This window comes from Sphingobacterium sp. UBA5670, from assembly GCF_002420705.1.
In the GTDB taxonomy this organism is placed as follows: Bacteria; Bacteroidota; Bacteroidia; order Sphingobacteriales; family Sphingobacteriaceae; genus Sphingobacterium.
On the sequence record NZ_DIIM01000004.1, the window covers coordinates 16,502 to 30,232 of the forward strand.

General features: G+C 39.0%; 10 protein-coding genes. 7 read left to right on the forward strand and 3 right to left on the reverse strand.

Annotated features, from left to right (window positions below):
• Window positions 1–11 precede the first annotated feature (11 nt).
• Window positions 12–1,889, forward strand: coding sequence for a RagB/SusD family nutrient uptake outer membrane protein (locus B3C94_RS04650; RefSeq protein ID WP_293899750.1), 1,878 nt, complete (start codon window positions 12–14; stop codon window positions 1,887–1,889).
• Window positions 1,890–2,008: 119 nt separating this feature from the next.
• Here B3C94_RS04650 and B3C94_RS04655 read toward each other — a convergent pair whose 3' ends face one another.
• Window positions 2,009–3,226: an MFS transporter gene (locus B3C94_RS04655; protein ID WP_293899752.1), complete on the reverse strand. Its 1,218-nt coding sequence runs from the start codon at window positions 3,224–3,226 to the stop codon at window positions 2,009–2,011.
• Window positions 3,227–3,314: 88 nt separating this feature from the next.
• On the reverse strand, window positions 3,315–3,974 hold the full coding sequence (locus tag B3C94_RS04660; protein ID WP_293899755.1) for a FadR/GntR family transcriptional regulator: 660 nt from the start codon (window positions 3,972–3,974) through the stop codon (window positions 3,315–3,317).
• A 203-nt stretch (window positions 3,975–4,177) separates the two neighbouring features.
• Here B3C94_RS04660 and B3C94_RS04665 point away from each other — a divergent pair, with 203 nt between their 5' ends.
• The 5 genes from B3C94_RS04665 to B3C94_RS04685 all read left to right on the forward strand — a co-directional run bounded on the left by B3C94_RS04665 (window position 4,178) and on the right by B3C94_RS04685 (window position 10,659).
• Complete coding sequence (locus B3C94_RS04665; RefSeq protein WP_293899758.1) at window positions 4,178–4,537, forward strand: hypothetical protein; 360 nt, start codon at window positions 4,178–4,180, stop codon at window positions 4,535–4,537.
• A gap of 65 nt (window positions 4,538–4,602) precedes the next feature.
• Window positions 4,603–5,394 (forward strand): GLPGLI family protein, encoded by a 792-nt coding sequence (locus B3C94_RS04670; RefSeq protein ID WP_293899761.1) that lies wholly within the window; start codon window positions 4,603–4,605, stop codon window positions 5,392–5,394.
• A gap of 4 nt (window positions 5,395–5,398) precedes the next feature.
• On the forward strand, window positions 5,399–8,065 hold the full coding sequence (locus B3C94_RS04675) for a carboxypeptidase-like regulatory domain-containing protein (RefSeq protein ID WP_293899764.1): 2,667 nt from the start codon (window positions 5,399–5,401) through the stop codon (window positions 8,063–8,065).
• Window positions 8,066–8,547: 482 nt separating this feature from the next.
• Window positions 8,548–10,353: a beta-lactamase family protein gene (locus tag B3C94_RS04680; protein WP_293899766.1), complete on the forward strand. Its 1,806-nt coding sequence runs from the start codon at window positions 8,548–8,550 to the stop codon at window positions 10,351–10,353.
• A 39-nt stretch (window positions 10,354–10,392) separates the two neighbouring features.
• Window positions 10,393–10,659, forward strand: a complete 267-nt coding sequence (locus tag B3C94_RS04685) for a hypothetical protein (RefSeq protein ID WP_293899769.1) — start codon at window positions 10,393–10,395, stop codon at window positions 10,657–10,659.
• An 80-nt stretch (window positions 10,660–10,739) separates the two neighbouring features.
• On the opposite strand, the gene B3C94_RS04690 is transcribed toward B3C94_RS04685, so the two are convergent.
• Window positions 10,740–12,317, reverse strand: coding sequence for a Na+/H+ antiporter (locus B3C94_RS04690; protein WP_293899772.1), 1,578 nt, complete (start codon window positions 12,315–12,317; stop codon window positions 10,740–10,742).
• 257 nt (window positions 12,318–12,574) lie between these two features.
• Here B3C94_RS04690 and B3C94_RS04695 point away from each other — a divergent pair, with 257 nt between their 5' ends.
• The gene (locus B3C94_RS04695; RefSeq protein WP_293899775.1) at window positions 12,575–13,711 is read left to right on the forward strand and encodes a YdcF family protein; all 1,137 of its coding nucleotides are present in this window, start codon (window positions 12,575–12,577) and stop codon (window positions 13,709–13,711) included.
• Window positions 13,712–13,731 lie beyond the last annotated feature (20 nt).

Here is a 13,731-nt window from a genome sequence, read left to right on the forward strand (position 1 = left end):
GAAGAAGAAAAATGAAAAAAATTAAGAATATATCACTTATACTACTTGTACTTTCTGCATCATTACAAGCTTGTAATGATGATTTTGTGAGCACGAAGCCACTCAGTGAAGTTCCACAGGAGATCGTTTGGTCGGATGCCGGTTTGTCTGAGGCTTTCGTGACAGAAATCTATAACGGCTTTGGAGTAGGAGGCTTTTATGAACAAGAAATGGCATCTATGACAGACGAAGCTTTATTTACACACCCTAATCGGGGTATAAATACCGTAACCGAATCTCGATCAAATCCAGCTGATCAAGGCTATATTATGGATACTTACGAATATGGTCGCATGTATACACGCATCCGGGCAACTAACATTGCAATCTCCAATTTAAGTGCACCCAAGTTTGACAAAGCAAAGGCCGATAAGCTGCTAGGTGAAGCATATTTCCTGCGTGGGTATTATTATCAACAGCTTTTACGCTTTTATGGTGGCATCCCCATCGATAATAAGATATATACATTGAACGATAAAGACTATATGGTTCCGAGGAATAGCTATGAGGAGTGTGTCAATGCCATTGTGAAAGATCTAGACAGCGCAGCTCTTTTGTTAAAGGGAATTTCATCAGCAAAGGGACGGGCAAATGAAACTGCAGTATTGGCCTTAAAATCAAGAGTATTACTATATGCTGCCAGTGACCTCCATGATGAAGGTAAAGCCAAAGCAAAATCAACATTATTGGCAGGATATAAAAATCCAGCGTATTTAATGTATACGAGTGGCAATCAGGTGGAACGATGGACGAAAGCAAAAGCAGCAGCAAAAGCCGTACTGGATCATACAGAATTCGCTTATAAGTTAGACTTAACTCAACCAGCTTCGCCAAGTGATGGTACTGCCAACTATATGGCCGTATCGTTGGGAGGGGGGAGCAAGACCGTTGATTTTACTGCAGGGAAGGATATTATTTTAGGTAGATTTTTTATTGACGAAAAGGATGAACGTGGGGGCTGGGTAGGACGAGATAATGGTCCAAATGGCTATCATAACTGGGCCGGAAATACACCAATACAACTATTAGTAGATGACTACGAGACTAGTGATGGCCAAAAATTCAGTTGGTCAGATCCGACAATGGCGGCCAGCCCTTATCAAAATCGCGACCCACGTTTAAAGGCAACGATTTTATACGACGGTGCGGATTGGAAACCAAGGACGGCTGATGTCGCTGAAAGAGACAAGGCGAATCAAATTCAAACAGGTCAATACGAAATAATGAATGCCAAAGGACAAAAGGTTATTCAATTTGGTCTTGATACAAGAAAAAGCCCGATTGAAGATTGGAATGGTTCACGGACAGGTTATTACATTCGTAAATTTACCGATCCTGATCCTACAATGGAAGACCAAAACACAAGGCAGCGAATTCCCTGGCCAATGTTTCGTTACACAGAGGCGATATTGAACTACGTAGAAGCATGTCTTGAATTGGGAGAAGAGAATGAAGCTAAAATATGGTTAAACAAGATCCGCTTTAGAGCTGGAATGCCTGCAATTCCAACAGCCGAGACTGGGGCAGCTCTAAAAGCACGTTATAGAAATGAGCGTCGTATTGAATTAGCTTACGAAGAACATCGCTTCTTTGACGTCCGACGCTGGATGATAGCCGCAGAAACTATAGGTCGCAAAGCAAATATTATAAATATAACGGGAACCCTTAAGGCGGGTAAAAATGTAACTCTTTATCAATATAATCCAGATAACTACACCTACACATATACTGTTTCAAATATTGATCCAGGAATTGAAAATAGGAACTGGGATGACAAGATGTACTACACGTCTTTACATCGCGATGAGGTTAATCGAAATACAAAATTGATCCAAAACCCAGGTTATTAGCAATTAAAAAAGCTGTCCCAATGATGTGGACAGCTTTTTTTACGGCTAGGCAAAGCGGTATCAGCTATTCAAAGATAATATCCACAAGACGGTTGACTGACTTTTCGAACATACTGATTTTATAATAACTTTTTCTTCTGATTTATATTAGGCAATAGCCCTGTAACTATTCCGATTAATGGAAGATAAGCACAGATATTAAATACATATTCGATTGACGTTTGATCTGCAAGCCAGCCCAGAACTGCTGAACCAATTCCCCCCATACCAAAAGCAAAACCAAAAAATAAACCAGCAATCATACCGACCTTTCCTGGGATGAGCTCTGTTGCATAGACCAAGATAGCAGAGAATGCAGACGAGATAATAAGACCGATTAAAATAGCGAGAATAATGGTTACCCCGAGACCGACATGTGGTAATAATAATGTGAATGGCGCCGCTCCAAGAATTGATACCCAGATAATTAGTTTGCGTCCAAAACGATCTCCCAAAGGCCCTCCTAATATAGTTCCTGCAGCAACAGAAGCAAGGAATATAAATAAATAGATTTGGGATTCTTGGACTGAAACATGGAATTTATTGATCAGATAGAAGGTGAAATAACTGGTCATCGAAGCCATGTAAAAGTATTTGGAAAAAATAAGCACTAATAGAATAACGAGCGCAAATACCACCTTCGACTTTGGCAGATCTGATTTTAAGGCACTGACGGAAGCTGTATGTGTTTTAGGTTTGAGATGTATCTGATACCAATTGCCGACATAAGTAAGAATCATAACAGCTACAATGGCCAACACACCAAACACACCGATGTATTGCTGCCCCAATGGGATAACTATAAGTGCCACAAGCAGCGGGCCAATGGCACCACCGGCATTACCTCCGACTTGAAAAATTGACTGCGCGAGGCCTTTTTTTCCTCCAGAAGCTAAATGGGCAACACGGGAAGCTTCCGGATGAAAGATGGACGAGCCCATTCCAATTAGACTCACGGAAAGGAGAATGTAAATAAAGTTTGATGCAAATGAAATGCATATCAAACCTGCCAAAGAGAAAAGCATACCAATGGCGAGCGAACGGGGAGTAGGTTTTTTATCTGTGTACAAGCCGACGAAGGGTTGTAAAATAGAGGCCGTAAGTTGAAAAACCAATGTAATAATACCAATTTGGGTAAAACTAAGCGCGTAATTTGATTTCAACATGGGGTACACCGCGGGAATGACAGATTGAATCAAGTCGTTGAGCAAGTGTGAAATACTAATTGCAAATAAGATAGGATAGACGGTCTCGGAACTTTTCCAAGCGCCACTTGGATTTAATGATTGTGTTTTCATAAAGGATATATTCATCAGGTCATCTGATGTTTTAAGTAATAAAAAATTTTACACTATGATTAGTCATTCTCAAGCGGTTACAATAAAATTAGAGCTGTTGAATAATTCGGTTAGCAATATCGACCGCTCTGCTGACTTCTTTGTCTTTGATTGCCAACATCAGCTCCTCATGTTGTTTCTGTGAAGCCAAGAAAGGGGCTGTATCTTTATAGATAGTCATGAAAAACTTATTGACATGGATCGACAAAGTTGTATATAAGGCGGTCAGGATATTGTTCCCACATGATTCTGCAATTGCACTGTGAAAAGCAATATCTGCATCCACACATGCAGTCAAATTTCCAGTTTCGGCATATTTAGCTCTATTTTTAAGTGCTTGTGCCATATCTTTAAGGCCTTTTGTTGTACGATTTAATGCTGCTTTTTCGATAATTCGCAATTCCAATACGTGTCTAACCTCAAAAATATCGTTAAAATTGGCTTTTTCAATTTTTGAATCGAGGGCATGATGACCAGTAGTACTCTTCACGAACGTACCTAAACCTTGTTGAACATTTAGATAGCCGGATTGACTTAAATACTTAACAGCTTCACGAATAGTCGATCTACCGACAGCAAATTGCTTCATCAATTCCGGTTCCGCAGGAAGCTTAGATTCTACAGGGAATTCACCCAATCTGATTTTTTCTTCTATTGCGGCAGCAACTTCCTCTGCCAAGGATCTTCGTACGATAGCTTCAGTTTTCATATAGTCATATCATCTGATGTTTGCAAAGGTAATAGTTTTTTATAAATTCTCATTCTTTTCCAAAAGTTTGTTCAAACTAATCGAATATTGTTCGTGCCGTACCAGATATTTATTGCAGGTTTTACAGCATTAAATTTATTGGCAGTTTTATGATAATTAACAGGGAAGATGGTCTTCCAATGTATTATTTAAAACTTAGTAACATGAAAAAATTAATGATGAGTTTCGCAGCGCTGGCCTTGATGTCATCCGCTACTTTTGCGAAGACAGGTACAAAAGCTGTAGAGAACAAGACCGCTGAAAAAACAATGATTTACAAATCCAAAGCAGCTGAGACCAATTTAAGCGTAGTCGGTGAAGCCAAAGAGATCAAATTGGGAAAATTCCGCACGCTTTGCAGATTGACGATGAGCATTTACAATACCAGCGGTCAGCTAATAGATACGCAGGTTCTCACGTACACAAGTTATGGTGCAAATGATATGTTTTATAGCAGTTGCGGCGCATGGTTCAGTGCAACCATCCAGAATTATCAAAACTATTATGGTAATCCCAATCATTAGGTACTAATTAATCAAATTTATTTGGCGGGAGCGTTTGCGCTCTCGCTTAAACTTTACTCGTAACAATGAAAAAGCAACTTTTATTTCTAATGCTTACATGTGCATCGTTTACAACCTATGCGCAGAAATTACACGCCTCCTATGAATACATTCCCTCTGCTATAGCCACTTTTAAGGAAGATGTCTATTACGAAAATGGGAGCAAAATAGCTGTACGGGATTCTGTCCCCCTTAAAACAACGGTAGGAGAAATTGAAACTCCCGACGGAGAGATAGCATCTAGCTTCTCCATGGTTCTGAATACAGGTGCCAGTTATAAACGTATTGTTATGCAACAGGCGAATGTAGATGCCCTTCAGGAAACGCGCTCTCTCCAGGGTGTTAACTATATCGTCAATGATAATTTTCCTAAACTATCCTGGAACACAAGCTATAAGGACATTGATACCTTAGGTAAATTTATTTGTCACAAAGCAACAACGACCTACCGTGGAACTAAGTTGACGGCATATTATACGAACGATATTCCAGTCCCTGTCGGTCCGTATAAGTTTGGCGGCCTACCTGGGCTTATCGTAATGTTGTACAATGAAAGTGCCACGCCCAACTATTGGATGCTTAAAGAGGTATCGTATCCTTACACAGGTGATGTTCCAGTGAGTAAGTCCTATATCAGTTCTTTACCAGCATTATCTCTTCAGGAATTTGTTCAAAAAGATGAAGCTGTCATCCAGGAGCAGATGCGGATTATGGAAAGTAAAATGCCGGCTATGGAAGGTGTAACAGTTGAAAGAAAGAGGGTTCGCGGTACAGTAGAACAAGTTTATGAATGGGAAAAATCAAATAAAGAGAACTAGACTGATGGCACGACGTGCATGGCTATTTGTCGGCATATGGATGACCATTTCCGTTTCACAGGCACAAGTATGTGTGAGCGGAAAGGTCACATCTGCAGGAAAACCGCTGGGTAGCGTCCGTGTTGATCTTTGTTCGGCAGATAGTAGTGGACTCGTCCAATATACCTTTACCAATCAGTTTGGGCAATATCGGTTTGACCATGTCGCATTGGATCAGATTGTTTTACGTTTTAAAGCATTGAGCTACAAGAGTCTGGATGAGCGTGTTTCGTTAAAAAAAACAGATACAATATTTAATGTGGAACTATCTGCGGGGGGTGTCGAAAGATTGCAGGAAGTTCTTGTTCATGCAAAACGTCCTAATAGACTTGGCCGGGATACTATTGAACTTCAAACAAGTTCTTTTCTACAAGGAGATGAACGGACTGTTGAAGATCTTCTCAGGAAAATTCCAGGATTAAGCGTAGGAAATGACGGTATCATTAAGATAGGAGATAAGGAAGTCGAAAAAGTTATGGTTGAAGGGGACGATCTATTTGGTAAAGGTTATCGACTCCTTACACAAAATATGTCAGTACAGCCTTTAGAAAAGGTACAGATATTACAAAGATATTCTAATAATAAACATCTCAAAGGTATTGAAAATTCTGATAAAGTCGCGCTGAATCTATCTCTTAAGGCGGATAGTAAAAGCCAATGGATTGGATCGGTGGCTATTTCAGGGACACCTGTTGGTAAGCAATATTATGCCGGAAGTATCAATGTGATGAATTTTGGCAAAAAAAATAAATATTATCTGCTAAGTAGCGCCAATAATAATGGTGTTGACGCAGTCAGTAGCATCAATCATTTACTACATTCCGCTCAGTCAGATGAAGCGGGGCAAATTGGTGCTGAAGTAACTACACCGACTATCATCGATAATAGTCTGGAACTTCCTGGATTTGACTATAGACGCACAAATTTCAATCGAGATATGTTGCATTCATTTAATGTGATCCTGAACCCACGAGAAGATTTGAAAGTAAAATGGCTCGGTTTTGTTAACCTCACAAAAAAATCATTCTATCGCAATACCATTCAAACTTATGATGTTGAGGATATTAGTTTTACCAACAGAGAGAATAATGAGTTTAGCAAGGAGGAAAATAACTATTTTTCAAAATGGGAGATGCAATACGATATCAACAAGCGTTCAAATTTGGTTTATACTGGTAATCTGGGGTCTCTTCAAAGGAATGACAATGGGAGCATTCTTTTTAATGATGTTGCTAGCAAAGAGCTGACATGGGGTAGAGGTGTTTTGACTAACCATAATATAACACATACTTTTAAGGTTTCGCCAACCGCAGCGCTTGTCAGTTCAGTGCGCTGGATCCTGCAGCGATCTCCGCTGGATTATGGTCTAGATCAATACTATTATGAAGATCTCTTTCAAACAAAGGACGTAGCAAATGTAACACAGCATATCGAAAATGATCTCCAATATTTGGGCATTACCTCCCAGTATGTGAAGAAATCAATTCATGGCGATTATTTGGAACTGGCCCTTAGCAACGAATACAAAGATCAAAACTTGCTTACAGATCTTGTTCTCCATACCAATGATGGTCAAGCGGTCTCACCTAATGGATTTAACAACTATTTGCAACTCAGATCCAGTAACAGCAGTATTTTGGCAAAATATACGATAAAACGTAATAAATGGGAATTAACACCACAGCTAAAAGCGCGATTTTCAGCTAGTCGATGGGGGAGTCTATCAAATGAAAATCAGAAAAATTATCTACAATTCTCACCCAGTTTATCAACCAAATGGTCAATGTATCCTAAGGGAAGGTTAGAAGCAACATTTTCATTACAGCAGAATAATACTGAGTTAACCGATATAGTACCGAATTACTATACCATAGGGATTAGAAATTTTGTAAAAGGACTAGACAATATTACTTTGTTAACTAATTATGGTAGTGTCATTTCTTACACGCACGGCAATTTGTTGGATAGATTTTTTGGAAGCTTATCGCTAGGGCATCATACTTTTTCCAATTACATCAGCACCAGCAGTTTGATAAATCCCAATTTCACTATAAACCGTCAAATTGTGCTGAAGAATAAGAAGGCCTCATTTTTTAAAGCACAGCTCAATTATTACTTGAAGCCATTAAATGGTAATCTCAAGTTTGATATTGAAGGTCGTTATTCCTCCTATGAAACTGCTGTTGAACAGTTGGGTATCCGACAGGTTTGTACGGATGCCTATGATTATGGGCTTTCGTTCAGAAGTGTCTGGAGATCTCGATTGAATATCTATGCTGGTTATCGCATGGAGTCTAAATCCTATAAAGTTGAAAATAAGATGAAATTAAACAATACTTATGGCTTTCTCCAACTCTTTTTGAATATGGGGACTGGTATACAGGCAAATTTAAAAAATGAATCTTATCGCTTTGGGGATTTTATGGGATCAAAATCTAAAGCATATTATTTTTCAGATTTTTCAATTTCCTATGATGTAAAAAAAATTAAAACCAGATTTGATATTACCGCTAAAAATATATTTAACAATCGGACCTTTCAACAAGCTCTCCTTACAGATACTTATCAAGCAATTACTTCATTTCAGCTTTTGCCACGCTATATATCTTTGGGAATTGATTATAGTTTTTAATGATGCCTATATCCGAAAATGCTGAAATTTGTTTGTTTTTTGTACGTCATTTTGAACTTTCGAGGAGAAAAAAGTGAAGTGTATCCCAAAAGTCTCAGCTATATCCGTATAACGGATCTTTAGGTAACATTTGTAAGATTGCTGCATGCGTTTTCGCCAAATTTAATTGGATATTTGGAAAGTTTTGATAAGAAATAACTTTATTATCTGATCGTTGAATATTGAGATATGGTGGCACACCCAATTGAAAGCTGTACAGTTATAAGCTAATTTGACAAAGAGTTAAACGTGATTTTATCGTTCGTATTCGAACATTTTCTGTTCGAATACGAACGATTTCTTTTTTTATTTTTAATGTATTAAGTTGTTTTATAGCGATGTATGATTTTGGTAACAAAATTGGCATTAACCATAATGAAAAATCGAAAGAGCACGACGAAAACGTGGAAACGTCTGTGTGGATCATCAAATTTTAAATTATAATGAACATAATAAAAGCCTTACCTATGGTCGCAATCCTTGCGATAGTGGTGTCAACAGTCTCCGCTCAAACGGGTCAACAATGGAAGAACAATATTGCCCAGGTAGAATCCAGTTTAATTCCACCTGTTCGTTTTGAGGGTGAGCCTGCCTGGAATATCCGATCACGGATGGAGTTCTATGGAGTTCCAGGAGTAAGTATAGCTGTGATTAAAGATTCTAAAGTGTTATGGACTAAAGCTTATGGCTTTGCAGATCTTGAATCGAAAACACCTGTCACCCAGAATACTTTGTTTCAGTTGGCTTCCATGAGCAAGCCTGTGAGTGCATATGCTGCTTTGAAAGAAGTAGAGCTTGGCAAGTTAAATCCAAATGTCGATGTGAATTTATATCTGAAATCTTGGAAAATCCCAGATAATGAGTTGACTAAAGTAAGAAGTGTTACACTTAAACATATTGTCAGCCATACAGCCGGCCTTACAGTCAGTGGGTTTCCGGGCTATAAAATAACCGATCCACTTCCAACAGTTGTAGAAGTACTGAACGGTTCAAAACCCGCCAATACAGCGATGGTTTTTGTGGATAAACTTCCAGGTGCGAATTTTCGGTATTCAGGAGGTGGGTATACGGTAATGCAGCAGATGCTTATTGATATCGAAGGAAAGGATTATGCTAGTATTATGAATGAACGGGTACTTGTGCCCTTAGGTATGAAAAGAAGTACTTTTGCACAGCCTCTCCCCGAGACAAAAAGACAGTTTGCTGCGACCGCTTACACTGGGGATGGCAAAAAAGTAGAAGGAGGATACCATGTCTACCCGGAACAGGCAGCGGCGGGATTATGGTCTACTGCAGCGGATTATGCTCGATTCGTTATCGATATTCAACGTACCTTAAGTGGCAAAAGCAATACCGTAATTTCTCGGAAGACAGCAGAAGAATTTACTAGTGCCTATATTGAGCCTATAATAGGCTTAGGCGTTTTTTTGGAGAATTATGATGACGCAGCTTATTTTTGCCATGGCGGCTGGAACGAAGGCTTCAGTTCTTATTTTGTTGGAAACAAGACAAGTGGAGATGGGGTTGTCATCCTCACGAATACAAACAAACCCGAATTTATCAGCGAACTCGTGCGTGCAGTCGCATTAACTTATCAATGGCAAAAATACTTAGCTCCAGTCAATAAAATTGTGCCATTAAGTAATCATGAGCTGCAAGCCAATGTTGGACGCTATAGGTCTGACAAATATGGATTTATAAAAGTTTACGAGGAAAATGGTAAACTCATGTCTGTTCAAAATCTAGAAAGACCGGTAGAATTAATTAAAGTGGCTGTCGATACATTTGCTATGCGAGATCGAAATGTGAAGATTGTTTTCCCAAAAGATACCCAAACGAATCAATATGAGCTTGTACAAATCTTGCGTGATAAAAGGATTTATTCCAGAAACCCAAAACTTAAAGCGGAAGATGTAATTCCTTTGGAATTAATTTTGGAAGGAAATTATGATGAGGCAGTAAAAGCTTATCAAAAAGCAAAGGAAGCAGATCGTGAACACGAATTGCTCTCGGAAGGTTTTTTGAATGGTACGGGCTATGAGTTGCTCAGTCAGCATAAAATGGATCAGGCTATTCAAATGTTCAGGGTTAACACGATCTTATATCCAAAAAGTGAAAATGTTTATGACAGTTTAGGCGAAGCCTATCTGAAATCAGGCCAAAAGGCTAAAGCAAAAGAGAATTATCAAAAGGTTCTAGAAATTAATCCAAAAAACGAGAAGGTTGTCAAGATTTTAGAAACGTTATAAAACGAATGCAATGAGCTATTTTTTTGTTAATTTGCATCCATGTCAAACCAAGCAAATAATTATCAATTATTTTCCGAAAAGATCTTATCGCTTTGGAAAAGCCAGGACGTATCTTATATTAAAGTAGAAGAGCTTTCTATCGTTGAGGGAATAACTTTCTTTGAGCTTATACCGGACTCCGAACTTTTGGATGACGGAGGAGCGGAAACCCTTTATGCCATAGACTCTGAGGATGTTGAAGACATGCTTGTATTTAACAAAAATATCAAGTTTGTTGTTCACGATATTTATTTGGATGAAGATTAGTGCGTTTATTAGTTTAAGATCTGCAATAGCGTTTTTATTGCAGATCTTAAACGACAGCATCAAGCTGGTCTAGGGATGACCTAACTTCTCATATTCAATCTTTCCTCTTGAAGATCCAGTAAACGGAGGTGTTTTCTAATAATTTCTTCGTCCAACAAAAGCTCCTCACGGTTTTTATTAATAAGCCAGATACGTTGCGTTTCGAGAATGTCTATATAGATTTTTCGGTATTCTGTGTAGTTAATGATGATTTCGGAGCTCCGTAATTGATTTTCATATTTCTGTAATTGATCTTTCAGGGTTGGAAAACTTTCAACTTTATCTGCATAGTCGTTTCGGATTTTGTCAACTGCAACCTGAGCGAGTCTGTTCTGGATTTCATAATCGATTTCCTTTTCGCTTCTTACAAAATCTCTATCCACCAATTTGACTTTTCTTAATATAAAGGGAAGTGTTAATCCCTGGACAAGCAGCGTCAAAAGAATCACAACAAAAGTGATGAAAAGGATGAGGTTTCTTTGTGGGAAAGGGGTTCCGTCGGCTAAAGTTAATGGGATGGAAAGTGCTGCGGCCAAGGAAACAACACCGCGCATTCCAGTCCAACCGATGATTATAGGGGTCTGCCAACCTGGTGATTGCGCATCTGCAACTGTTATGAAGTTTCTCATGATCAATGTTGTAATTACTGCCGCGTATCCTGCAAAAACCCGAACGAGAATCAGTACGACAGTAACGGCTACGCCATAGCCAATGGCTGTAGAAATATCCGTATCGCCTAAACCTGAAACAATTTCGGGTAAATCCAATCCGATAAGCATAAAAACTATACCATTCAGTAAAAAACAAAAGCTTTCCCATACGGTTACTGTGCGAATCCGGGATGCACTGCTCAAAAAATCATGGCTGCGATAAGAGAGGAATAAACCACCACTTACAACGGCCAATACGCCCGAAGCATGAAGCTGCTCCGTCACCAAGTACATTGAGAAAGGCGCGATGAAAGTAAGCAGTATATCTGTATTGGAATCGGTAGGTAAAAGTTTGTGCATTTTCAAAAAAATATATGCGATTGCAAGGCCAATTCCCACGCCGCCAATACACATCCAAATAAAGCTTCCGGCGGCTTGGTACCATACATACTGACCTGTCGCAGCGGCGACCATGGCGAATCGAAAAATGATTAAAGAAGAAGCATCATTCAGCAAACTTTCACCTTCGAGAATCGAAGCCAGCCTTTTTGGTACTTTTACAAATTTTAAAATTGCTCCAGCACTAACAGCGTCAGGAGGTGAAACGATGCCTCCGAGTAGGAAGCCGAGCGCTAAGGAAAATCCCGGAATGAAATAGTTTGCAAAAATCGCAACAGATAACGCTGTAAAGAACACGACAACAAAAGCAAAACTGAAAATAATCCTGCGCCAGCGCCAAAGTTCTTTCCATGAGGTCGACCAAGCAGCTTCATATAACAGTGGTGGAAGAAAAATAATAAATATTAACTCGGGTTCTATTTTTATGGGCGGAACTCCTGGTATAAAACTAATAGCTAGTCCAGCCAGTACCAGTAAAACAGGGTATGCAACCTGGATTTTTTTTGCCAGCATGATCAGCATGGTGATGAGTAGGACTAAAAATAGATAAAATTCAAAATTTTCTAACATATACAAATTTTAGGTACCTAAATATAAATCAAATTTCCAGAAATATTTAGACTGACAGGATAGGGGGCAAAGCTTTTTTCCATCTCTCCAAATTTAAAGGGGAGATAGGATGTATGTTACGGAATTTACAGAAGCCATATTCAATGTATAAATGATAAAGGACAAAGTAGAGATCTTGATCGTATCACTTTTTATTTGTCTATTTTGTGACCAATAATCGATCAGAAGTATTATTTTTAAGCATATTTATACTCGTCATGAAGAATCTAAGCTGCATATTGATCCTCCTATTTCTTTTTTTGAGCAATAGCCAGGCAAGCGGGCACAAAAACGTTTTATTGCTTCTCGGGTCGGCTAATCCTGATGTGCTGACAAGTCGGGTGGATGTGGCTGCGCAGCTTTATAGAATACGTACGATAGATGCTGTCATTGTCTCGGGAGGATGTGGAGCTCATGGATCCAAGATTTGCGAGGCCTCTTCAATGGCTCTGCAGCTCGCTGGTAAAGGTGTACCATCAAGCTTAATCTTCAAAGAAGAAAACTCGAAGACAACTGTGCAGAATTATATTTTCAGCAGGCGTTTAAAAAATGAAGCTGGTCAGCGAATTATACAAGGAGGAGATACGGTGTATGTCGTTTCGGACCATTGGCACGCTATCGCTGTTGCTGCTCGATTGGAGAAATATGATGGCGTGACCGCGAAGTTTTTTATTGAAGGATCTATACAACCGAAAAAAGAAGATCGACTGGATTATGCAGCTATATTTAACGGCTACGAAGATAATCGCCTATTCACTTTGAAGGGGACCTGGCTCACTCCAGAAGCCGTATGGACAAAAAGAGATAGTATTTATTATCTGAGCCAAGACATTATCTATGCGACTGATTCCAGTAACTCATCTTACAGCGTCAGCCCAGCGAAGAAACTGTTCCCATTTTTGGCAACGAGCTCAGAATTCAATCCGCCCATATTTGTTGATAACCGCTCGTTTTGGTATATTTTATTTGACGGTCGTTGCCGAAAAGTTTCAAAGAAGGATTTTACTATTTTACAGGATCAACCAATAAATGAATGGCTGAAATTGCCAGATAGCCTAAATTGGAGTGAATTTAATACGGGATATATACAAACAAATAAGTTGGTACTGATCGGCAATGAGAAGATGCTATTGGCGGAGAAAAATGGAAAGCAGTTTAACAGGATAAAGATCACTTCAGCAGAACGATATTTCACTAACTGGCCATATAGTTGGGCCAAAGGTAATGTAAGTGCTATTGGGCAAAAGAATGATAAAATTGTGCTATACCGTAATATGGAATCCGTGGAATTTGATCCTGGGTCAAGGATTATTGGAAAAGCCTTCGCGTTAAAGCTGAAATGGATCTCAAATTAAAAGAATCGTTATTTTACACA

Coding starts and splice junctions, on each gene's coding strand:
- B3C94_RS04685 (WP_293899769.1), top strand. CDS start 10,393: ATGTCAAACCAAGCAAATAATTATCAATTATTTTCCGAAAAGATCTTA.
- B3C94_RS04695 (WP_293899775.1), top strand. CDS start 12,575: ATGAAGAATCTAAGCTGCATATTGATCCTCCTATTTCTTTTTTTGAGC.
- B3C94_RS04660 (WP_293899755.1), bottom strand. CDS start 3,974: ATGAAAACTGAAGCTATCGTACGAAGATCCTTGGCAGAGGAAGTTGCT.
- B3C94_RS04680 (WP_293899766.1), top strand. CDS start 8,548: ATGAACATAATAAAAGCCTTACCTATGGTCGCAATCCTTGCGATAGTG.
- B3C94_RS04650 (WP_293899750.1), top strand. CDS start 12: ATGAAAAAAATTAAGAATATATCACTTATACTACTTGTACTTTCTGCA.
- B3C94_RS04655 (WP_293899752.1), bottom strand. CDS start 3,226: ATGAAAACACAATCATTAAATCCAAGTGGCGCTTGGAAAAGTTCCGAG.
- B3C94_RS04690 (WP_293899772.1), bottom strand. CDS start 12,317: ATGTTAGAAAATTTTGAATTTTATCTATTTTTAGTCCTACTCATCACC.
- B3C94_RS04675 (WP_293899764.1), top strand. CDS start 5,399: ATGGCACGACGTGCATGGCTATTTGTCGGCATATGGATGACCATTTCC.
- B3C94_RS04665 (WP_293899758.1), top strand. CDS start 4,178: ATGAAAAAATTAATGATGAGTTTCGCAGCGCTGGCCTTGATGTCATCC.
- B3C94_RS04670 (WP_293899761.1), top strand. CDS start 4,603: ATGAAAAAGCAACTTTTATTTCTAATGCTTACATGTGCATCGTTTACA.